18 protein-coding genes are annotated in these 21,842 nt (G+C 69.5%); 13 read left to right on the forward strand and 5 right to left on the reverse strand.

The features are described 5' to 3' along the window. Positions 1-55: 55 nt before the first annotated feature. Genes FKO37_RS10685 through FKO37_RS10700 form a run of 4 tightly spaced genes read left to right on the forward strand, consistent with a single transcriptional unit; the run spans position 56 to position 2,295 of the window. Positions 56-397, forward strand: coding sequence for a PadR family transcriptional regulator (locus tag FKO37_RS10685; protein ID WP_037817171.1), 342 nt, complete (start codon positions 56-58; stop codon positions 395-397). Further along, positions 387-770: a DUF1048 domain-containing protein gene (locus FKO37_RS10690; RefSeq protein WP_037817170.1), complete on the forward strand. Its 384-nt coding sequence runs from the start codon at positions 387-389 to the stop codon at positions 768-770. The genes FKO37_RS10685 and FKO37_RS10690 overlap by 11 nt, the downstream gene beginning before the upstream one ends. Continuing rightward, positions 767-1,537, forward strand: a complete 771-nt coding sequence (locus FKO37_RS10695) for an ABC transporter ATP-binding protein (protein WP_037817169.1) — start codon at positions 767-769, stop codon at positions 1,535-1,537. The genes FKO37_RS10690 and FKO37_RS10695 overlap by 4 nt, the downstream gene beginning before the upstream one ends. Then, positions 1,534-2,295 carry an ABC transporter permease gene (locus FKO37_RS10700; protein WP_037817167.1) on the forward strand — a complete coding sequence of 254 codons (762 nt, stop codon included), beginning with the start codon at positions 1,534-1,536 and terminating at the stop codon, positions 2,293-2,295. The genes FKO37_RS10695 and FKO37_RS10700 overlap by 4 nt, the downstream gene beginning before the upstream one ends. Before the next feature lie 213 nt (positions 2,296-2,508). Here FKO37_RS10700 and FKO37_RS10705 read toward each other — a convergent pair whose 3' ends face one another. Together FKO37_RS10705 and ald are read right to left on the reverse strand one after the other, a co-directional pair. Further along, entirely contained in the window at positions 2,509-6,225 is a 3,717-nt protein-coding gene (locus FKO37_RS10705) for an ABC transporter ATP-binding protein (protein ID WP_238608251.1), read from the reverse strand. A 550-nt stretch (positions 6,226-6,775) separates the two neighbouring features. Continuing rightward, the gene (ald, locus tag FKO37_RS10710) at positions 6,776-7,891 is read right to left on the reverse strand and encodes an alanine dehydrogenase (protein ID WP_037817164.1); all 1,116 of its coding nucleotides are present in this window, start codon (positions 7,889-7,891) and stop codon (positions 6,776-6,778) included. A gap of 191 nt (positions 7,892-8,082) precedes the next feature. Between ald and FKO37_RS10715 the strand changes: the two genes are divergently transcribed. After that, complete coding sequence (locus FKO37_RS10715) at positions 8,083-9,024, forward strand: zinc-binding dehydrogenase (protein WP_238604363.1); 942 nt, start codon at positions 8,083-8,085, stop codon at positions 9,022-9,024. Beyond that, entirely contained in the window at positions 9,021-9,473 is a 453-nt protein-coding gene (locus FKO37_RS10720; protein WP_238604364.1) for a pyridoxamine 5'-phosphate oxidase family protein, read from the forward strand. The genes FKO37_RS10715 and FKO37_RS10720 overlap by 4 nt, the downstream gene beginning before the upstream one ends. Here the strand turns inward: FKO37_RS10720 and FKO37_RS10725 are convergent. Both FKO37_RS10725 and FKO37_RS10730 read right to left on the reverse strand, forming a co-directional pair. Next, the gene (locus FKO37_RS10725) at positions 9,442-11,010 is read right to left on the reverse strand and encodes a CdaR family transcriptional regulator (RefSeq protein WP_134668685.1); all 1,569 of its coding nucleotides are present in this window, start codon (positions 11,008-11,010) and stop codon (positions 9,442-9,444) included. The two genes, FKO37_RS10720 and FKO37_RS10725, sit on opposite strands and share 32 nt — an antisense overlap. Before the next feature lie 71 nt (positions 11,011-11,081). Next, the gene (locus FKO37_RS10730) at positions 11,082-11,570 is read right to left on the reverse strand and encodes a hypothetical protein (protein ID WP_238604365.1); all 489 of its coding nucleotides are present in this window, start codon (positions 11,568-11,570) and stop codon (positions 11,082-11,084) included. 169 nt (positions 11,571-11,739) lie between these two features. Here FKO37_RS10730 and FKO37_RS10735 point away from each other — a divergent pair, with 169 nt between their 5' ends. Next, complete coding sequence (locus tag FKO37_RS10735) at positions 11,740-13,047, forward strand: bifunctional o-acetylhomoserine/o-acetylserine sulfhydrylase (protein WP_043832817.1); 1,308 nt, start codon at positions 11,740-11,742, stop codon at positions 13,045-13,047. Beyond that, positions 13,044-14,171 (forward strand): homoserine O-acetyltransferase, encoded by a 1,128-nt coding sequence (locus FKO37_RS10740; protein WP_238604366.1) that lies wholly within the window; start codon positions 13,044-13,046, stop codon positions 14,169-14,171. The genes FKO37_RS10735 and FKO37_RS10740 overlap by 4 nt, the downstream gene beginning before the upstream one ends. A gap of 60 nt (positions 14,172-14,231) precedes the next feature. On the opposite strand, the gene FKO37_RS10745 is transcribed toward FKO37_RS10740, so the two are convergent. Further along, complete coding sequence (locus tag FKO37_RS10745) at positions 14,232-15,002, reverse strand: SGNH/GDSL hydrolase family protein (RefSeq protein ID WP_134668679.1); 771 nt, start codon at positions 15,000-15,002, stop codon at positions 14,232-14,234. Between the two features lie 195 nt (positions 15,003-15,197). On the opposite strand from FKO37_RS10745, the gene FKO37_RS10750 reads away from it, so the two are divergent. From FKO37_RS10750 to FKO37_RS10770, 5 genes are all read left to right on the forward strand, one after another. Beyond that, on the forward strand, positions 15,198-15,788 hold the full coding sequence (locus FKO37_RS10750) for a TetR/AcrR family transcriptional regulator (protein WP_037817267.1): 591 nt from the start codon (positions 15,198-15,200) through the stop codon (positions 15,786-15,788). 52 nt (positions 15,789-15,840) lie between these two features. Continuing rightward, positions 15,841-16,338 carry a hypothetical protein gene (locus FKO37_RS10755; protein WP_106961326.1) on the forward strand — a complete coding sequence of 166 codons (498 nt, stop codon included), beginning with the start codon at positions 15,841-15,843 and terminating at the stop codon, positions 16,336-16,338. Between the two features lie 690 nt (positions 16,339-17,028). Continuing rightward, positions 17,029-18,642 carry a carboxyl transferase domain-containing protein gene (locus FKO37_RS10760; RefSeq protein WP_037817151.1) on the forward strand — a complete coding sequence of 538 codons (1,614 nt, stop codon included), beginning with the start codon at positions 17,029-17,031 and terminating at the stop codon, positions 18,640-18,642. A 21-nt stretch (positions 18,643-18,663) separates the two neighbouring features. Next, on the forward strand, positions 18,664-20,649 hold the full coding sequence (locus FKO37_RS10765) for an acetyl-CoA carboxylase biotin carboxylase subunit (protein WP_238608252.1): 1,986 nt from the start codon (positions 18,664-18,666) through the stop codon (positions 20,647-20,649). Then, entirely contained in the window at positions 20,646-21,803 is a 1,158-nt protein-coding gene (locus FKO37_RS10770; RefSeq protein ID WP_238604367.1) for an acyl-CoA dehydrogenase family protein, read from the forward strand. Before FKO37_RS10765 ends, FKO37_RS10770 begins: the two co-directional genes overlap by 4 nt. Positions 21,804-21,842: the final 39 nt, after the last annotated feature.

Here is a 21,842-nt window from a genome sequence, read left to right on the forward strand (position 1 = left end):
GTCAGTGTTACTATCTACCGGTACTCAGCAACACTGACTAGCTGAAGGGCGTTCGATGGGCAAGCAGGCGACGGAGATGCTCAAGGGGACCTTGGAGGGCATCGTCCTCGCGATTCTTGCCGGGCGGCCCGCTTACGGGTACGAGATCACCTCGTGGCTGCGCGAGCGGGGATTCACCGATATCGCCGAGGGCACCGTTTACGCGTTGCTCGTGCGGATCGAGCAGCGCGGGCTCGTCGACGTCGAGAAAGTGCCGTCCGAGAAGGGACCGCCGCGCAAGGTTTACACGCTGAACGCTCCGGGGCGGGCGAGCCTCGACGAGTTCTGGCGGAACTGGCGGTTTCTCTCGGACCGGCTCGAACAGCTGCGCAAGGAGGGGATCGATCATGGGGAATGACGGAAAAAGCAGGTATCTGCATTATCTGGAAGTGGTCACCGGTCCGCTGGAGGACAAGAAGCGGTACCGGCGGTACAAGGCGCGCGTCGAGGAGTTGCCGCCGGATTACCGGGCGGCGATCAAGGCGTTGCACCGGTATCTGCAGTACTTCGGGCCGGGGACGGCGGAGAGTCATCTCCGGATGCTGGACGATCTCATCGACCTGTTCGAGCAGAGTGCGGCGAACGGGACGACGGTCCGGGGCATTGTCGGTGACGAGCCGGTCGAGTTCGCGGAGGAGTTTCTCCGGAGTTATCCCGAGGGGAACTGGATTTCCCGCGAACGGACGCGTCTGACCGAATCCATCGACCGCGCGGTCGGCGGTGCGGTATGACGGCGCCGGCGATACGAGTGCGGGGGTTGCGGAAGGCGTACGGAAAGCTGGAAGTGTTGCGCGGCGTCGATTTCGAGGTGGCGCGCGGCAGTATTTTCGCGCTGCTCGGGTCGAACGGCGCGGGCAAGACGACGGTCGTGCGGATTCTGTCGACCTTGCTCAAGGCGGACGCGGGGGAGGCGGAGGTCAACGGGTTCGCGGTGGCGAGCCAGGGTGAGGATGTCCGCGAGTCGATCAGTCTTACCGGGCAGTTCGCGGCCGTCGACGAAATCCTTACTGGACGCGAGAATCTGGTCCTGGTGGCGAAGCTGCGGCACCTCAAGAACGCGGGCGAGATCGCGGACGGGTTGTTGCGGAGATTCGCGTTGACTGAGGCCGGGTCGCGGAAGGTGTCGACGTACTCCGGTGGCATGCGCCGCCGTCTTGACATCGCGATGAGCCTGATCGGGGACCCGCAGGTGATCTTTTTGGACGAGCCGACGACGGGCCTCGATCCGCAGGCGCGCAACGACGTCTGGCGCGCGGTCGAAGAACTCGCGGAGCAGGGCGCGACGGTGCTGCTCACCACGCAGTACCTGGAAGAGGCCGAACACCTCGCCGACCGGATCGCGATCCTGCACGAGGGGCGGGTGCTCGTGAACGGCACGCTGGAAGAGCTCAAGCGGCTGCTTCCGCCGGCGAAGGTCGAGTACGTCGAGAAGCAGCCGACGCTGGAAGACGTCTTCTTTTCCTTGGTCGGCACCGGAAACAAGGGGGACGGGCAATGAGCGGCCACTTCATCGCCGACAGCTCGGTCCTGTTAGGACGGTCGCTGCGGCACATCACCCGCAGCCTGGACACGATCATCACGACGACGATCACGCCGATCGCGATGCTGCTGCTCTTCACCTACGTCCTCGGCGGCGCGATCAACGCCGGCTCGGAGTCGTACGTGACCTACCTGCTGCCCGGCATCCTCCTGATCACCATCGCTTCCGGGATCGCCTACACCGCGTTCCGGCTTTTCCTGGACCTGAAGGGCGGCATCTTCGAACGCTTCCAGTCCATGCCGATCGCGCGCTCGGCGGTGCTGTGGGCGCACGTGCTCACCTCGGTGATCGCGAACCTGATCTCCGTCGCCGTCGTGGTGCTCGTGGCGTTCGCGATGGGATTCCGCACCAGCGCGGGACCACTGGCATGGCTCGCGGTGCTCGGGATTCTGGTGCTGTTCACCCTGGCCCTGACCTGGATCGCGGTGATCCCCGGCCTGACCGCCAAATCCGCGGACGGCGCGAGCGCGTTCTCGTACCCGCTCATCTTCCTGCCGTTCGTCAGCTCGGCCTTCGTACCAACCGCCACCATGCCCGGCCCGGTACGCGCGTTCGCCGAACACCAGCCGGTGACGTCGATCGTCAACACGATCCGCGACTTGTTCGCCGAACGCCCGGTGGGCGGCGGGATCTGGATCGCGCTGGCGTGGTGTGTGGGGATTTTGGTGGTGGCGTATTTCGTTGCCAACGTGATTTATCGGCGCAAGATTTCTTGATCACGCTGGCACGCGTGGTTGCCACCGCGCGGGCGTGGACGGTTCGGCGCGCATTGCCTGGTGCCGGACGGTGGCCGGGTCGCGAGGGTTTTCGGTAAGTGGCGGGTGCGCGGCGCTGCGGCTGTCCATCGTTGCGGGCGGCTCGCTGTGGCGACGCGCAGCACCGGCCACCCGGCCGAGCCTCGGTGCTTTATCGCTGCAAGACCTCCCTGCTCACCCCAAAGCCCACAGTCGTGCGTAGTGGCCTCCTGCGGCGACCAGTTCGGGGTGGGTGCCCTGCTCGACGATGCGGCCGTGGTCGAGCACCACGATCCGGTCGGCCTTCGCGGCGGTTGCCAGGCGGTGCGCGACCACGAAGGTGGTGCGGCGACGGGCCAGGTGTTCGGTGGCGCGGAGGACCGTGGCTTCGGTGGCTGGGTCCAGGGCGGCGGTGGCTTCGTCCAGCAGGAGCACGTCCGGGTTGACCAGTTCGGCTCGGGCCAGTGCGACGAGTTGCCGCTGTCCGGCGGACAGGGAGCGGCCGCGTTCGCCTACTGGTTGCCGGAAACCGGCGGGGAGTGCGGCTACTCCGTCCAAGGCACCGACCGCTCGCACGGCGGCCTCGACTTCCGCGTCAGTGGCTTCGGGGCGGCCGTACCGCACGTTGTCCGCGACGGTGCCGGAGAACAGGTGTGCCTCCTGCGGCACCACGCCCATCCGGGCGCGCAGTGCGGGCAGGTCGTACTCGCGGACGTCGACACCGTCGATCAACACCGCGCCGCCGGTGGCGTCGTAGTAGCGCGCGACGAGCTTCACCGCGGTGGACTTGCCCGCGCCGGTCGCGCCGACCAGTGCGACGGTTTCGCCTGCTGCGACGTCCAGCGTCAGGTTCTCCAGCGCGGGCTTTTCCGCGCCGGTGTACGAGAAATCGACGTCCTTGAACCGCACTTCGCCGGACAGGTGTGCGGGCAGTTCGACCGGGTTCTCGGCAGGCGGCACCGACGTGGGGGTGCGCAGCAGGTCGCCGATGCGGCTCAGGCCGACGCGGGCCTGCTGGTAGCCGTCGAACACCGACGACAGTTGCTGGATCGGCGAGAAGAATTGCTGCAGGTACAGCAAGAATCCGAGCAGCACACCGGCTTCGAGCGTGCCGCCTGCGACGCGGTGGGCGCCGACGACCAGCACCGTGGTGGTTGCCAGATCCGACATCAGCGAAACGAGCGGGAAGTACGTCGCGATGTACCGCTGCGCCCGCAGCCGCGACCGGCGGTAGTCGTCACTGCGCGATGCGAACACCTCCGCCGAACGCTCTTCGCGCGTGTACGCCTGGGCGACGCGCAGACCGCTGACGTTCTCCTGCATGTCCGCGTTGACGACGCTCACCTTCTCGCGCGCCTCGCTGTACGCACGCGAAGCGACCCGCCGGAAGATCAGCGTGGCTACGAGCAGGATCGGCAGCATGGCCAGCGCATAGACGGCGAGCGCGGCATCGGTGACCAGCAGCGCGACTGTGATGCCCACCAAGGTGAGCGCGCTGACGACCGCGGTGGCGAGGCCGGTTTGCAGGAACGTCGACAACGCGTCGACGTCCGTGGTCATCCGGGTCATGATCTTCCCGGACAGCTCGCGCTCGTAGTAGTCCAGCCCGAGCCGTTGCAGGTGTGCGTAGCTCCGCACGCGCAGCGAGTAGAGCACCGTCTCGCCGACGCGGGCGGTGAGCCGGGTTTGCCAGCGCACCACGAACCAGTCGGCTGCCACCACGAGCGCGCCGATCCCGGCCAGCAGCCACACGACGCTCGCCACGCCGGGCAGGACGCCGTGGTCGACCCCGCGCTGATACAGCGCGGGCAGTGCGAGCGAGGCCAGCGCGTCGGCCGCGACCAGCCCGATCACGCCGATGAGCGGCCACCGCACCGGACGCAGGATCCGGGACAGCTTGAAGCCGGGATCCGGGGCCGTGACGTCCACATCGGACAGTCGCGGCCGGTCGGTGGCCGGAGGCAGCCTGCGGACGCCTTCCAGCAGCTCGGGGGTCGGCGGTACGTCGGCACCGCCGCTGCCCGCGAATCCGGTGCCGCCGCCGGGCACGCCGCCGCGGGACTGCGCGGCCTCGGCGAGAGCATCGACCTCGTCGCGCTCGTCCTCCGGCCACAGCACTGCCGTGGTGCCGTCCGAGCCTGGCTCGAGGTTGTCGCAACGGTGCGGTTTTTCAACGTCGTCGCCCGGCCCGGCGACCAGTTCGCGGAACAGCGCGCACCGCGCCAGCAGCTCCTCCTCGGTGCCGACGTCGACCACCCGGCCCTGATCCATCACCGCGATCCGGTCCGCCAACTGCAGCGTCGACCGCCGGTGCGCGATGAGCAACGTGGTGCGTTCGGCGGTGACCGCGCGCAGCGTGTCGTGAATCGCGGCTTCGGTGACGGTGTCGATCGCCGACGTCGCGTCGTCCAGGATCAGCACTCGCGGGTCAGTGAGCAGAGCGCGCGCCAGCCCGAGCCGTTGCCGCTGCCCGCCGGACAGCGTGAGCCCGCGCTCGCCGACCTCGGTGGCATAGCCGTCCGGCAGCGCGCGGATGAACTCGTCCGCCTCCGCCGCGCGGGCGGCCGCGAAGACCTCCTCGTCGCTCGCGTCCGGGCGGCCGTACGCGATGTTGTCCCGCACCGAGGTGGAGAACAGGAACGCTTCCTCGAAGACCACGCCGATCGCCTGCCGCAGGTCCTTCAACGGCACGTCGCGCACATCCAGCCCGCCGACCCGCACCGAACCCGAGTGCACGTCGTAAAACCGGGGCAGCAGCATGGAAATCGTGGACTTGCCGGACCCCGCCGTGCCCACCAGCGCGAGCGTTTCGCCGGGCCGCGCTTCGAGCGTGAGCCCGTCGAGCACCGGGTCGCTGCGGGTGTAACCGAACTTCACGTCGTTCAGCTCGACGCCCAGCGTGCCGGGCGGCAACGGCCGCGCGTCGGGGCTGTCGGCGACCTCCGGCTGCGCGTCGATCAGCTCGTACACCCGCTCCGCGCCCGCCCGCGTGAGCTGCGCCTGCACGACCAGCCCGGACAGGAACCGCGCCGGGCCGATCAACGCCGCGAGATACGTGGCGAACGCGAGGAACGTGCCGAGACTGATCTGCCCGTTCAACGCCAGCACGCCGCCGATCGCCAGCACCGCGACCTGACCCGCGGCAGGCAGTGCCGACGTGGTCGCCGTCGGCAACGCGGACAGCTTCGCCGCACGCAACCGCTCCGCGAACAGCTTCCGTGCCGTGCGCTCCAGTCGCGCGACCTCGCGCGCCTCCTGCCCGAACCCCTTCACCACGCGCACGCCGGTGACGGTTTCCTCGACGTGCTGCGCGACATCCGCCGCGCGCTGCTGCGCCGACCAGGTCGCCGGGAACAACCGCCGCCTGCTCAACGCCACGACGATCCCGACCGCGGGCGCGACCACCAGCGCGATGAGCGTGAGCAGCGGCGACATCCACAACATCGCGCCCAGCGACAGCACCGCGAAAATCACCGACCCCGCCGACAGCGGAACCTGCATCAGCAACCCGGTGACCAGCTGCAGATCCGAAATCGCGCGCGACACCACTTGCCCGGTGCGCAACGCGTCCTGCTTCCCGCCGTCCAGCCGCGAGACCGCGCCGAACACCCGGTTCCGCAGATCGTGCTGCACGTCCAGCGCCAGCCGCCCGCCCACGTACCGGCGCAGGAACGCCGACCCGAACGCGACGACCTGCAACGCCACCAGCCCCACCGCGAGCCCGGCCAGCTGCGCCGTATGCCCGGCCACCGCGTCGTCCACCGCCGACCGCACCAGCAACGGACTCGCCGCCTGCACCCCGACGCTCAGCACCGCCGCCGTCATCGCGAGCACGACAACGCCGCGGTGCTCCCAGCAGGCAGCGGACAACCGGCGCACCCAGCCGACCGGTCGGGGCGCCGTCTCAACGATCGGACGGTCTTGACGCGCAGGCGTCGCAGTGGTGGTCACATCACAAGGTTAGGGAGCGGCACCGACAATTTATTCCCGAGCAAGCCGCCGGCCCGGACCAAACGGGCACAACCGAGGCTCCGCCGGACAGAGGTGACGAACGGCACGCCAGCGGGTTCCGCCGGACCCTGGAAGCCCTGCGGAGCAGGGAAACCCTGGTCCGGGCGGCACAGGTGAAAGGTTGAACGTTCACCTGGTCACGGGGAAGAACCCCGGCCAAATCCACCCCCGAACGAGCGCTCCCGCCCAATGTTCTTTAAGCTAGTACCCGGCGACCCGCTCCCAGTGACCCCCAGGCTGGTTGAGCGGGTCGCCCCTTCTTCCCTTCCTCTGCTCGCGCCTGGCGGCGCTTCGCCCAGGAAGGGGCGTCGTATTACCCGGGGGGCCGAGCCCCCCGGACCCCCACGGTGCGTTCGGTGGCGGTTGGGTGGGGGGTTGGGTGGAACAAAAAAGCGTTGGGGCATAACAAAGCGGCGAGGGCCTTTGGCCCTCGCCGCTTTGTGGTGGCTGGTTACGCCAGGGCGGTTTCCACGGGGGTGTGGGGGAGGCCGTGGGCGGTGGCTACTGGGGCGTTCGTCAGGGCGCCGGCGTGGGTGTTGAGGCCCAGGGCCAGGGCCGGGTCGGCGGAGAGGGCGGCTTTCCAGCCCTTGTCTGCCAGTTGCACGGCGTACGGGAGGGTGACGTTGGTCAGGCCGTAGGTGCTCGTGCGCGGGACCGCGCCTGGCATGTTCGCCACGCAGTAGAAGACCGAGTTGTGGACCGTGTAGGTCGGGTCGTCGTGCGTGGTCGGGCGCGAGTCGGCGAAGCAGCCGCCCTGGTCGATGGCGATGTCCACCAGGACGCTGCCCGGCTTCATGCGGGAGACCAGGTCGTTGGAGACCAGCTTCGGGGCCTTCGCGCCCGGGACCAGGACCGCGCCGATGACCATGTCCGCTTCCAGGACCGACTCTTCCACCGACAGGCGGTTCGAGGTGACGGTGCGGATGCGGCCGCCGAAGTCGTTGTCGATCTGGCGGAGGCGGTCGACGTTCGTGTCCAGGATCTCCACATCGGAACCGAGGCCAAGGGCGACCCGGGCGGCGTTCAGACCCGCCACGCCGCCGCCGATGACGACCACGCGGGCCGGGTGCACGCCGGGGATGCCGCCGGGCAGGACGCCGCGGCCGCCGCTCGGCTTCATCAGGGCGTAGGCGCCGACCTGCGGGGCCAGCCGGCCCGCGACCTCGGACATCGGGGCCAGCAGCGGCAGCGCGCCGTTCGGCTTCTGCACCGTCTCGTAAGCGATCGCGGTGGTGCCCGCGGCCAGCAGCGCGTCGGTCAGCGGACGGTCCGCGGCGATGTGCAGGTAGGTGAACAGCACCAGATCCTTGCGCAGGCGCGGGTACTCCTCGGCGATCGGCTCCTTGACCTTCAGCACGAGTTCGCCCTCGGCCCACGTCTCGTCCGCGGTGGCGAGCACCTTCGCGCCCGCGGCGACGTACTCCTCGTCCGTGATGGACGACCCGGTCCCGGCACCCGTCTCGACGAAGACGTCGTGCCCGCGACCGACCAGTTCGTGCACGCCTGCCGGGGTCAACGCGACCCGGTACTCGTGCTTCTTGATCTCACGGGGAACGGCGATGCGCACTGTCTTGCCTCCTGGCGGCGGTTCTGTCGAAGGTGTTGCCACTCACGGTGATCTACCCGGACGGCGGTGTCATCATCCCGCCGCCACAGTCTTGCGCCGGGTCAGTAGTGCTCCCAGGACAACGCACTTGACCTCGACCGCACTCGAGGTAGTTGGCTGGCACCCGGCGGAGACCTCGAGGAAGGGCTTACATGCGAGCGGTGTGGCTGCGGGAGTTCGGCGGGCCGGCGGTGCTGCAGGCGGGGGAGGCCCCCGATCCGGCTCCCGGGCCGGGACAGGTGCTGATCGAGGTGGCGTTCGCCAACGTCACCTTCGTGGAAACGCAGTTCCGGGCGACGGGGACGGGGCCGTTCGGCAGCACGCTCCCGATGGTGCCCGGCAACGGCGTCGGGGGTGTGATCAGCCGGGCCGGGGAGGGCGTCGACCCGGCTCTGGTCGGAAAACGCGTGGTGACGTCGACCGGCGGCAGCGGCGGTTACGCGCAGCGCGTGGTCGTGGACGCGGCGTTGGTGTTCCCAGTGCCGCACGCGCTAAGCCTCGATGCGGCCGTCGCGCTGCTGGCAGACGGCCGCACGGCGACTGGGCTAGTCCACGCGACCGCGGTGGCGCCGGGGGAACGGGTGCTCGTCGAGGCTGCCGCCGGAGGGGTCGGCAGTCTCTTGGTGCAGCTGGCGAAGGCCGCGGGCGCGGAGGTCGTGGCGGCGGCGCGCGGTGCGGAAAAGCTTGCCCGGGCCCGGGAATTGGGCGCGGACCTGGCGGTCGACTACACCGATCCGCAGTGGACCGCGGAGGCCGGGGAGGTGGACGTGGTGTTCGACGGCGTGGGAGGCGCGGTCGGCACCGCGGCGTTCGGACTGGTGCGGCCCGGCGGGCGGATGGCGATCTACGGTCTGGCAAGCGGTTCCTGGACCGAAGTGTCCGAAGAGGACGCTGCCGCGCGAGGCGTGAAGCTGATCCGGTCGATCGGCGACGCGGCGGAGATGCGCGGCTACACCGAATCGGCACTGGCGGCCGCCGCGTCCGGACAGCTCACGCCGGTGATCGGACAGCGGTTCCCGCTGGAGCGGGCGGCCGACGCGCACGCGGCGATCGAATCGCGGGGCACGATCGGGAAGACGCTGCTGGTCGCGTGACCGGTTTCGACGTCGACAGTTTCCTCGCGCAGCCGCTGACCGCACGGGTCGCCACCGCTGGTCCGACCGTCAGGCCCACCTGGTATCTCTGGGAGGACAGGGCGTTCTGGATCCTCAGCGGCCCGTGGTCGCGGCTGCCCGCTCGGGTGCGCGAGGAGCCGCGGATCGCGGTGACGGTGGACGTCTGCGACCTCGCGACCGGCTTGGTGCGTCAGGTGATCGCGCGCGGACCAGCCGCCCTCGAACCGTTCGACGTGCCGCGCGGACGCCGGAAACTGGTGCGCTACCTGGGCCCGGACGAGTCCGCGTGGGATCCGCGGTTCCGCGCGTACCTGCTGGACGATCCGGCGGAACGCGGCACGGTGTGGGTCCGGATGGAGCCGGAATCGTTGCGCGCCAACGACCTCAGCTACCGGGTCAGCTCCAGCGAAGGGCGATCAGCTGGGTAAGCAAAGCGAGCCGTACGTCAGGATCATCAAGGTTCAGCGGAACAAGCTCCAACAGCCGCTTCATCCGGTACCGCAACGTATTCGGGTGAATGCGCAACCGTTCCGCTGCAGCGCGGGGGTCGCCGGGGTGTCGGAGCCATTCGTAGAGAGTGTCGACGTACCCGGCATTGCTCGCGTCGTCGTGTGCGCGCAGCACGCCGAGCGGGCCGAGTTCCGACACCTGCGCCGCCGCTGCTCCGGCGGCGGCGCGGTGCAGGACCAGGGCGGTCCAGGCCTCGTCGTAAGCCACGACGCGGCCCTCGACCAGCCCGGCTCGCAGCAGGCCCAGTGCCTCGTCCGCCTGGGCGCGTGACGCGGCCAGCGCAGTCGGGTCGCCCGGCGCGCCCGCAGCCGCGCGCGGTAGGCCGCCCCGGCGAGACGCGGGTTGGGCGAGCAGCGCCTCCCGCAGTTCCGGCCAGCCGCCCTCGCCGGGGCGGTCCGGAACCACGACGTACAGCAATCCGCCGAGCTCAGCCGCGACCGGGCGGCGTCCGAAACCCTGTGAGATCCGTTCCAGCAACGCCAGCAACAGCCCTTCGGCGTCCCGGCTGTCGCCACCGCTGACGTCCACGACGACGACCCGGTGCGGCTCGTCGGACAGGTCCAGTTCGGCGACCACTCGACGCGGCGGGACCTGTCCTTCCAAGACCGCGCGCAGCAATTCGGCGGAAGCGCGGCGTTGGGCGTCCGTATGCGCGCGCCGTCGCAGCAGGTGCAGCGCGACCACCGGCGCCGCGTCCGCGAAAGCCGCCGCGCGCTCCTCGGAAACCGGGCCGGGGACGACCGCCCACATCGAGCCCAGCAGTTCGCCGCCCATCCGGATCGGCACAATCAGCCGCGGCAGGGTGCCGTCGCGCTGGGCCGGGACGAAGATCGTCTGCCTGCCGCGGGAAAGCTCGCGGAACACGCCGCGCGAGCGGAACCGGGCGAGTACGTCGTCCGGGATGCGGCGGCCCATGATCGTCGCGACGCGCGCCGGGTCGGTGAGGTCCTGGCGCGCGGAGTACGCGAGCACGCGCGAGTTGGTGTCCTCGATCGTCACCGACGCGTCGACCACCGCGGCCACCGCGTCGGCGAGCCGGAAGAGGTCGCCGGAACCGGGGTCGCCCCCTTCTTCGAGTGCTTCGGATTCGTCGGCGAGCGCGTCCAGCACCGTGCGCAACAGCCAGACCAGCTGAGCCCAGGACGTCGCCGCGTGCACCTGGATCAACGCGATCCCGGCCGACTTCGCCGCGCGCCGCACTGACTGTTTCGCCGCCAGCGGCGGTTTCAACAGCACCGCTGCCGCACCCCGTCCGGCGCTCACCCGGACGAGTGCCGCGGCGTCGGCTTGTTCGATCGTGGCGACGCCCAGCACCAGGTCGCCGGCGGCGATGGCGGACTCCGCGCCCGGTTCGGCGATCACCACGTCGCCGACCGCCGGACAGCCTTCGGGCACGAGAAGCGCGTGGAGCAGCGTGGGACCGACCCGGTCCACGACGCTGCGCACCGAAACCACAGCTACCTCCAGCGCTCCTGACGTTCTTGCTGGAACGGTAGAAGACTGCACCGGTTTCGCCACCCGCGGCACTAGTTAGCGCGAAACACCTTCGGCCACGGCTTGAAGTACGACACCAGCGTCGCGCCGAGCAGCAACGTCAGCCCGACGCTCATCGCCCCGGTGCCCGACACCGCGCTCGCCCCGACGATCTCCCCGCGCGAAGCCTGCTCGCCGTGCTCGACAAAAGACGGGACCACCAGCAGGTTGCCGCCGGCGAAGAGGGCCAGCGTCGCCACCAGTTTCCACAGCACCCAGTGGTAGCGCACCAGCTTCCACTTCGTGCCGAGGCCGAGCACCACACCGGTGGCCAGTGCGAGCAGGCTGGCCGGGAAGTAGAGCGCGCCGGCGAGGATCCCGGCGATGACGTTCGCGCTGCGCGTGGTCACCGGATCGAAGCCGGCGATCGCGAGAACGCTGCAGATCAGCACCGCGAGCTCGGCTCCGATCCAGCCGACCGACGTGACGACGTGGCCGAACAGGAACCACTTCCGGGTCGACGGCCGCATTCTCCAGTCCATGCCCCTGAGCGTGCGCGCTACCGCATCGTCGCGTCGTCCGTCAGCGCTCGGCACTTGTTCCTACGTCCGGGTGCGTAGGACTCTCATCCCGTGAGAGCTGTTGGGCGTTTCGTCCGGCCTGGTTAGCGTCGCGCCAGCCGACCCGATCCCGACCGCTAGGAGCGAGCAGATGCCGGAAGACACCACGAGCTGGTCCTTCGAGACCAAGCAGATCCACGCGGGGGCGGCACCCGATCCGGCCACCGGAGCCCGCGCGACGCCGATCTACCAGACCACGTCGTATGTCTTCCGCGACACGCAGCACGGGGCGGATCTGTTCAGCCTCGCCGAGCCCGGTCACATCTACACGCGCATCAACAACCCGACCCAGGACGTCCTGGAGCAGCGCGTCGCCACCCTCGAAGGCGGCGTCGCCGGTCTCGCGTTCGCCTCCGGTTCGGCGGCGGTCACCGCGGCGATCCTGACCCTGGCCAACGCGGGCGATCACTTCGTCACCAGCCCGTCGCTGTACGGCGGCACCTACAACCTGTTCCACTACACGCTGCCGAAGCTCGGCATCGAGGTCACCTTCATCGACGACCAGGACGACGCCGAGCAGTGGCGGGCCGCGGTCCGGCCGAACACCAAGCTGTTCTTCGCCGAGACGCTGGCGAACCCGAGCAGCGCCGTCCTCGACATCCGCAAGGTCGCCGACGTCGCGCACGAGGCCGGGGTCCCGCTGGTCGTGGACAACACCGTGCCGACGCCGTACCTGGTCCGCCCGATCGAACACGGCGCCGACATCGTCGTGCACTCGGCGACGAAGTACCTCGGCGGCCACGGCACGACCGTCGCCGGCGTGCTGGTCGACGGCGGCACGTTCGACTTCGGCAAGGATCCGGGCCGGTTCCCCGGCTTCAACGAGCCTGACCCGAGCTACCACGGCCTCAAGTACTGGGAGGCGCTCGGCCCGGGCGCGTTCGCGGCCAAGGCGCGCGTGCAGATCCTGCGCGACACCGGCGCGGCGATCGCCCCGCTGAACAGCTTCCTCATCCTGCAGGGCATCGAGACGCTGTCGCTGCGCGTCGAGCGGCATTCCACGAACGCGCAGGCACTCGCCGAATGGCTGGAAGAGCGCGACGAGGTCGAGAAGGTCTACTACGCCGGCCTGCCGTCGAGCCCGTACCACGCGGCGGCGCAGAAGTACCTGCCGCGCGGCGTCGGCGCGGTGCTGTCGTTCGAGCTGCGCGGCGGGGTCGAGGCGGGCCGGAAGTTCGTCGACGGCACCGAACTGCACAGCCAGCTGGTGAACCTCGGCGACGTGCGCAGCCTGATCGTGCACCCGGCTTCGACCACGCACAGCCAGCTCGGCCCCGAGGAGCAGGTCGCCGCGGGCGTCACGCCGGGTCTCGTGCGGCTCGCCGTCGGACTGGAAGGAATCGAGGACCTGAAGGCCGACCTCGAGGCGGGCTTCCGGGCCGCCAAGGCGGCGCTGTGACGGATCCCGGCGCGAGTCTTCCGCCCGTCACCGGCGCGTGGCGGGCGGGCGACCCACCCGGCAGGCGGCAGTGGTTCACCGGTCCCGGCGCGCTCGCGCTGGAGGCCGGTGCGACCCTGCCCGGCTACACCCTCGCGTACGAAACGTGGGGAACGCTCAACTCCGACGCGTCCAACGCGGTCCTCGTCGAGCACGCTCTCACCGGCGACAGCCACGTCGCCGGGCCCGTCGAACCCGGACATCCGAGTCCCGGATGGTGGGACGGACTGATCGGTCCCGGCAAGGCTTTCGACACCGACGAGCTGTTCGTCGTCGCCCCCAACGTGCTCGGCGGCTGCCAGGGGTCGACCGGTCCGTCCTCGCCCGCTCCGGACGGCAAGGCGTGGGGCAGCCGATTCCCGGTTTTGACCGTCCGAGACCAGGTCAAGGCCGAAGCGGAACTCTCGGACGCGCTCGGCATCGAACGCTGGGCCGCCGTCGCGGGCGGTTCGATGGGCGGGATGCGCGCACTCGAATGGGCCGTAAGTCAACCCGATCGGGTCGCCTCCGCGCTCGTTCTCGCCTCGACCGCTCGCGCGTCCGCCGAGCAAATCGCCTGGGCCGCCCCTCAGCTGCACGCGATCCGAGGCGACCGCGCGTGGCACGGCGGCGACTACTACACCGCGGCCGAAGGCCCGTATCGCGGACTGGGCGTGGCCCGGCGGATCGCGCACGTCACCTACCGCTGCGAACCCGAGCTGGAGACGCGTTTCGGGAACCGTCCGCAGCGGGACGAGGATCCGCTGGCCGGCGGCCGGTTCGCGGTCGAGTCCTATCTGGACCATCACGCGGACAAGCTCGCCCACCGGTTCGACGCGGGTTCCTACGTGGTGCTCACCGAATCAATGAACACCCACGACGTCGGCCGTGATCGAGGCGGGGTGGCCGCTGCGCTGGGCCGGGTCACCGCGCGCACCGTGGTCGCTGCGGTGGACAGCGACCGGCTCTACCCGCCGTACCAGTCGCACGAGATCGCGGCGGGAGTCGGCGGCGAGGCCACGGTGCTGACTTCGCCGTACGGCCACGACTCGTTCCTGATCGAGACCGAGCAGATCGCCGCGCTGGTCAAGACTCTGCTGGGCTGAGACGCGGTGAAGGCCGCCTCGAGCGAACCCGAGGCGGCCTTCACCCAGTCTTGCGAACCGTCAGCCGATCGCCGAGGTCAGCGGCGAGTAGTAGCCGCCCCGCTGCCCAGCGGCAGTCGGGTGGTACGACTCGTCCACCGGCCACGTCAAGCTGTGCAGGTAGTCGCTGGCCGCCGAGCAGATGTTGTGCCCGACGAACGCCGACCGGACGTCCACGAACTTCCCGCCCGCGGCGGAAACCCGCGACGACAGCACCGAGGCCAGCGTGTCCGCCCCGGAGTTGATCGCCGACCGCTTCGTGTCGCTCAGCCCGACGTTGCACGAACCCGGCACGGTGTAGAAGCGCGGATACGAGAGCACGACCAGGCTCGCCCCAGGGGCCTTGCTCTTGGCCGCCGAGTACACCTTGTCCAGCAGCCCCGGCAGGGTGTTCTGGACGTAGGTCTTGGCGGTGTTGACCCGGTCCACGCAGGTCTGGTCGCTGCCGAGCGTGCACGTCTTGATCACGTCGGTGAACCCGGCGTCGTTGCCGCCCACGGTGAGCGTGATCAAGGTGGCGTTGGACGGCATCGAGCTGATCTGGTTCAGCACGTCGCCGGTCTTCGCGCCCGAGCAGGCGAGGAAGGTGAAATTGGTGCCGGAGTGGGCGTTGGCCCACAACTGGCCGTACGCGTTGGCACTGCGTTTGCAGCTGCCGGAATCTCCGTAGCTCCCGGCGCCCACTCCGGAGGAGTAGGAGTCGCCGAGCGCGACGTAGTTTTGCGACGCAGCGCTCGCACCGGTGGCGAAGCCGAGCGAGGCAGCGAGAGCGACCCCCAGGGCCGCGCACATCCGAAGGATGCGTCGTGATGGTTGACGGGTGTTTGCAGCCATAGGTCACTCCTGTCGTGACAGCTTGACGCGGTAAAGCTTTACCAGGTGCAATCCCCACGAGACACCCCTGAAATCCGGGTGCGTCCACTTGGCTCAAGCAGGAAGTAGGACCGGAAGTTAGCGCTCGCTAACCACGGGACCTACTATGTGCGGATGCCGGCGAATTCCCTCCCACTGGTGAACGGCGCGAAGCCGAACAGGCGGGAACAGATCCTCTCCGCCGCCGCCGAGCTGTTCGCCCACCACGGTTTCCACGGCGTCGGCATCGACGACATCGGCGCGGCCGTCGGCATCTCCGGTCCCGCGCTGTACCGGCATTTCCGCAGCAAGGACGCGATCCTCGGGGAAATGCTGAACTCGATCAGCCACTTCCTGCTCGAAGGCGGCACCGCGCGCGCCGCGGCGGGCGGCACGCCGGACGAGCTGCTGGCCGCGCTCGTCCGGTTCCACGTCGACTTCGCGCTCGACCATCCGGCGCTCATCACCGTGCAGGAGCGCAATCTCGCGAATCTCACCGACGGTGACCGCAAACAGGTGCGCGCGCTCCAGCGGCAGTACGTCGAGGTGTGGGTGCGGGCGATTCGCGAAGCTGTGCCCGGCCTCGGCGAACGCCAGGCGCGCTCGGCGGCACACGCCGTGTTCGGCTTGATCAACTCGACGCCCTACAACCGCCATCTCGGTGACGGGGCACTCGCCGATCTGCTGTGCCGGCTCGCGCTGGGCGCCCTTTCCGCGGCGGGCTGAGCCCGCGATCCGGGGTATCCCGCCGACCGCCGGTCTGGTGTTTGATAGGCACGTGACCGCGGACCGGAGCGAAGGCGAGCAGCGGCTCGTCGAGAAGGCGCAGCGCGCGCTCGTCGCCATCAGCCTTGGCGAGGACACGGAGGCGCTGGAAGAGGTCACGCCCACGTCGCAGGAGCCGGGCGAACGCGACGAGGAAACCAAAGAGCTCATGCTGCTGCTCTTCGGCGAGTGCAGCGCCATGGTGTCGACCCTCGGCGACGGCGGCACCGCCCCGGTCAAGGTGCAGGTGTTCGACGAAGCGGGCGAAGAGGTTTCGATCGACCAGGCCGACCCGCCGGTCCGCACCGCCGTCCGCACGCTGCTGGCCGAGGTGCACGGCAACACCGCCGCCGCGCGCGAACAGGTCGAGATCGCGCTGGCGAGCGCCGCGCCGAACGAGGTGGACAGCCTCCTGCTGCAGGCACTGCGCTGGACGATCCGGCTGTCGGTCGAATGCCTCGAACGGGATCTGCCGGTGGCGGGCTGGATCTCGGACGCCGTCGCGGGCTGACTGTCTCGTCTCGCCCGTCCGTGTCCGCTGCAACGCCACAGTGGGTTTCCCGAGTGCGGCGTCGTTACGGCGCTGCGCAGGCTCAGGTCGACGGTGCCGCCTGGCCTGGGTCGCGGGTGTGCTGGCCGTGAGGGGAACCCTGAGGGAATCTGATTCCCTCAGGGTGGCCCTCACGGACCTCAAGACGCGGTCATGTCGGGACGAATCGGGCATTCCGGTGGTGGTGGTGTCTCTTGTGGACGGTCCGCGACTGAGGCCGCGCGGCTTGTAATAAGTCCCTGGCAACTGAATCAAATGCCGTGAGGGTTCCCCTCGCGGCATCCACGCCAGCACAACCGCGCTCATCGACCGAGGGCGGCTTCGCGCACCGCGTTCGTGGAGGGTTTTGTTCCTTCGGCAGCGGGTGGGCGTGGTGGCGAGGTCCGTGAAGGGCTCCTTGAGGGAATCTGATTCCCTCAAGGAGCCCTTCACGGACCTCGGAGGGAGGAGTCGCCCAGCGCGCCGCAGCACCCTCGCAAGCACCGCTACCCCGAACCCGCCGCACACCCGCGCTACCGAGAAAGCCTCACTGGGTATCCCACCCGCACCCAATGTCACACCGTGGTGCGGAGGGCTGGGCTGGACAGGGCGGTTAACGAGCACTAACATCTCCGGCGGAGTTAACGACCGCTAACGTCTCGACGGAGAGCCATGGACACGCCGGTACTGCGCAGTTCCGCGGATCCGAACAGCGACACCTTCACCCGCAGCGTCACTTCGCACGGAGAATTGGTCGAGGATCTGCACAAGCGGCTCGCCGCCGCTCGGCTCGGCGGGCCGGAGAAGTCGCGCGCCCGCCATGTGGAACGCGGCAAGCTGCTGCCCCGCGACCGGGTGGACGCGCTGCTGGACCCGGGATCCCCGTTCCTCGAGCTGTCCCCGCTCGCGGCCACCGGGCTGTACGACGACGAGGCCCCGTCGGCGGGCATCATCACCGGGATCGGGCGGGTGTCCGGCCGCGAATGCGTGATCGTCGCCAACGACGCCACGGTCAAGGGCGGCACGTACTACCCGATGACGGTGAAGAAGCACCTGCGGGCGCAGGAAGTCGCCCTGCACAACAACTTGCCGTGCATTTACCTGGTCGACTCGGGCGGCGCGTTCCTCCCGCGCCAGGACGAGGTCTTCCCGGACCGCGAGCACTTCGGCCGGATCTTCTACAACCAGGCCACCATGTCCGCGCGCGGCATCCCGCAGATCGCCGCCGTGCTCGGCTCGTGCACCGCCGGCGGCGCGTACGTCCCGGCGATGAGCGACGAAGCGGTCATCGTGCGCAATCAGGGCACCATTTTCCTCGGCGGCCCGCCGCTGGTGAAGGCCGCGACCGGCGAGGTCGTCACGGCCGAGGAGTTGGGCGGCGGCGACGTGCACTCGCGGCAGTCCGGCGTCACCGACCACCTCGCGGACGACGACGCGCACGCGCTGCGCATCGTCCGCGACATCGTTTCCACGCTCGGCCCGCGCACGCCGCGGCCGTGGGACGTCAAGGCGATCGAGCCGCCCGCCGCGGACGAACGCGAGCTGTACGGCGTGGTGCCGACCGATTCGCGCACCCCGTACGACGTGCGCGAGGTCATCGCCCGCGTCGTCGACGGCAGCCGGTTCGCGGAGTTCAAGAAGGAATACGGCTCGACGCTCGTCACCGGCTTCGCACACATCCACGGCCACCCGGTCGGCATCATCGCGAACAACGGCGTGCTGTTCGCCGAGTCCGCGATGAAGGGCGCGCACTTCATCGAACTGTGCGACCGGCGCTCGATCCCGTTGGTGTTCCTGCAGAACATCACCGGCTTCATGGTCGGCCGCGCGTACGAGGCGGGCGGCATCGCCAAGCACGGCGCGAAAATGGTCACCGCGGTGGCGTGCGCGCGGGTGCCGAAGTTCACCGTGATCATCGGCGGCTCCTTCGGAGCGGGCAACTACTCCATGTGCGGCCGGGCGTATTCGCCGCGGTTCCTGTGGATGTGGCCGAACGCGCGGATTTCCGTGATGGGCGGCGAGCAGGCGGCCTCGGTGCTGTCGACGGTGCGGCGCGACGCGATCGAGGGCCGCGGCGGCGAATGGTCCACAGAGGACGAAGAAACCTTCAAGGACCCGATCCGCGAACAGTACGAGGAACAGGGCAGCCCGTACTACTCCACGGCGCGGTTGTGGGACGACGGCGTGATCGACCCGGCGGACACCCGCACGGTGCTCGGCCTCGCGCTTTCGGCCGCGGCCAACGCGCCCTTGCCCGAGGTCAACTACGGCGTTTTCCGGATGTGATAGGGCATGTTCGAGGGTTCTATATTTAACACTGTTCTGGTCGCCAACCGCGGAGAGATCGCGGTTCGCGTAATCCGGTCGCTGCGTGCGCTCGGGATCCGTTCGGTCGCGGTGTACAGCGACGCGGACGCCGACGCCCGGCACGTCCGCGAGGCCGACACCGCGGTGCGCCTCGGTCCGGCCGAAGCGGCGAAGAGCTACCTGTCGATCCCGGCGATCGTCGCCGCGGCAAAGGAAACCGGCGCGCAGGCGGTGCACCCGGGGTACGGCTTCCTCGCCGAGAACACCGCGTTCGCGCGGGCTTGCGCGGAGGCCGGGCTGGTGTTCATCGGCCCGCCGCCGGAAGCGATCGACAAGATGGGCGACAAGATCCGGGCGAAGGCCACGGTCTCCGCGGCCGGGGTTCCGGTCGTGCCCGGTGCGTCCGATATGGACATTCCGGAGGGCGGGTTCGCCGAAGCCGCCGCCAAAGTCGGCTATCCGCTGCTGCTGAAGCCGTCCGCGGGCGGCGGCGGCAAGGGCATGCGCCTGGTGCACCAAGAGTCCGAATTGGATGCTGCGGTCGAGTCCGCGCGCCGGGAAGCGAAGAGTTCCTTCGGCGACGACACACTGCTGATGGAGCGGTTCGTCACCACGCCGCGGCACATCGAGATCCAGGTGCTGGCCGACACCCACGGCACCGTGCTGCACCTCGGCGAACGCGAGTGCAGCCTGCAGCGGCGGCACCAGAAGATCATCGAGGAAGCGCCGTCGGTGCTGCTCGACGAGGCCACCCGGGCGAAAATGGGCGCGGCGGCCGCGGAAGCCGCGCGGTCGGTCGGCTACGTCGGCGCGGGCACGGTCGAGTTCATCATGTCCGCGCACAATCCGGACGAGTTCTTCTTCATGGAGATGAACACCCGGCTGCAGGTCGAGCACCCGGTGACGGAAATGGTGACCGGCCTCGACCTGGTGTCCTGGCAGGTGCGGGTGGCGGCAGGGGAGCCACTCGGGCTGACGCAGGACGACGTGCGCCTCGACGGGCACGCGGTCGAGGCCCGCGTCTACGCCGAGGATCCCGCGCGCGGGTTCATCCCGACCGGCGGCACGGTGCTCGCCGTGCACGAGCCCTCCGGCGACGGCGTGCGGGTGGACTCGTGGATGTCGGTCGGCGCGGTGGTCGGGTCGAACTACGACCCGATGCTGGCGAAGATCATCGCGCACGGCCCGGACCGTGCGTCGGCGCTGCAGAAACTGGACCGCGCGCTCGCGGACACCGCGTTGCTCGGCCTCGGCACGAACATCGCGTTCCTGCGCGGCCTGCTCGCCGACGAGGACGTCCGCGCCGGACGGCTGGACACCGAACTGGTGGACCGGCGACTGTCCGATTTGGTCTCCTCGGAAGTCCCGGCCGGCTTTTTCGTCGCCGCGGCCATGGACCGGCTGATCTCGCTGCAGCCGAACGGTGCGGTCGTGGACCCGTGGGACATCCCGAGCGGATGGCGGCTCAGCGGCCCCGGCGGGATCACTTTCCGCTTGCGTACCGGGGAAAACCAGGCCGTGGTGCGGGTCGAGGGCACGCCGTCGGACGCTTCGGTGCGGGTGGACGACGCCGAGCCGGTCCGCGTTTCCGCCCGTCGCGAGGGCGATCTGCTCGAGGTGCGCCGGGCGAACGGCGTGGAGCGGTACCGCTGTGCTGACGGTCCACAACGGACAGTTTGGCTGGCGAGGGAAGGCCGTTCGTTCGCCTTCGCCGACCAGGAATTCACGTTGTCCTCGCGCGGCGAGGCGGCGGGCGCCGGTCCGGTGAAGAGCCCGATGCCGGGAACGGTGCTGGTGGTGAAGGCCGCCGAAGGCGACGCGGTGAGTGCGGGGACGCCGCTGCTGGTCGTCGAGGCGATGAAGATGGAGCACACCGTGACCGCGCCGATCGACGGTGTGGTGACTGAGCTTTCGGTGCGGGTCGGCCAGCAGGTCGCGCTCGACGAGACGCTGGCCGTGGTGAGCGCGGCGGAGGAGAAGCAGTGATCGACTTCCGGCTGGACGACGAGTACGAGGCGCTTCGCAAGACGGTCGAGGACTTCGCGCAGGCGGAGGTCGCGCCGGTGATCGGGCCGCTGTACGAGAAGGAAGAATTCCCGTACGAGCTGGTCGCCAAGATGGGCGAGATGGGCCTGTTCGGCCTGCCGTTCCCGGAGGAATTCGGCGGCATGGGCGGGGATTACTTCGCGCTGTGCCTCGCGCTGGAGGAACTGGCGCGGGTCGATTCCTCGGTCGCGATCACGCTGGAGGCCGGGGTTTCGCTCGGCGCGATGCCGATTTACCGCTTCGGCACCCAGGAGCAGAAAGAAACCTGGCTGCCCATGCTGACCACGGCCGAGGCGCTCGGCGGATTCGGCCTCACCGAACCCGGCGGCGGCTCGGACGCCGGGGCCACCCGCACGCGCGCCCGGCTCGACGGCGACGAGTGGGTCATCAACGGCAGCAAGGCGTTCATCACCAACTCCGGCACCGACATCACGAAACTGGTCACCGTCACCGCGGTCACCGACGTGATGGAGAACGGCCGCAAGGAGATCTCGGCGATCATCGTCCCGTCCGGCACGCCGGGCTTCTCGGTGGCCCCGAAGTACTCGAAGGTCGGCTGGAACTGCTCGGACACCCACGAACTGTCCTTTTCGGACGTCCGGGTGCCCGCGGATAACCTGGTCGGCAAGCGCGGGCGCGGCTACGCGCAGTTCCTGTCCATTTTGGACGAGGGGCGGGTGGCGATCGCCGCGCTGAGCGTCGGTCTCGCGCAGGGCTGCGTGGACGAATGCCTGAAGTACGCGAAGGACCGCGTCGCGTTCGGCCACCGGATCGGCGAGTACCAGGCGATCCAGTTCAAGATCGCGGACATGGAGGTCCGTGCGCACACCGCCCGGCTGGCGTACTACCAGGCGGCGTCGAAGATGCTGCGCGGCGAACCGTTCAAGAAGGAAGCGTCGATCGCGAAGCTGGTGGCGTCGAACGCGGCGATGGACAACGCCCGCGACGCGACGCAGATCTTCGGCGGATACGGCTTCATGAACGAATTCCCGGTCAGCCGCTTCTACCGCGACGCGAAGATCCTGGAGATCGGCGAGGGCACCAGCGAGGTCCAGAAGATGCTGATCGCGCGCCACCTCGGGGTCGGCGCCTGAGACCCAGCGCCGCCGGGGCGTCCGGGCGGAGTCCCGGCG

The sequence above is a fragment of the Amycolatopsis sp. Poz14 genome (genome assembly GCF_006704225.1).
Lineage (GTDB): Bacteria > Actinomycetota > Actinomycetes > Mycobacteriales > Pseudonocardiaceae > Amycolatopsis > Amycolatopsis nivea.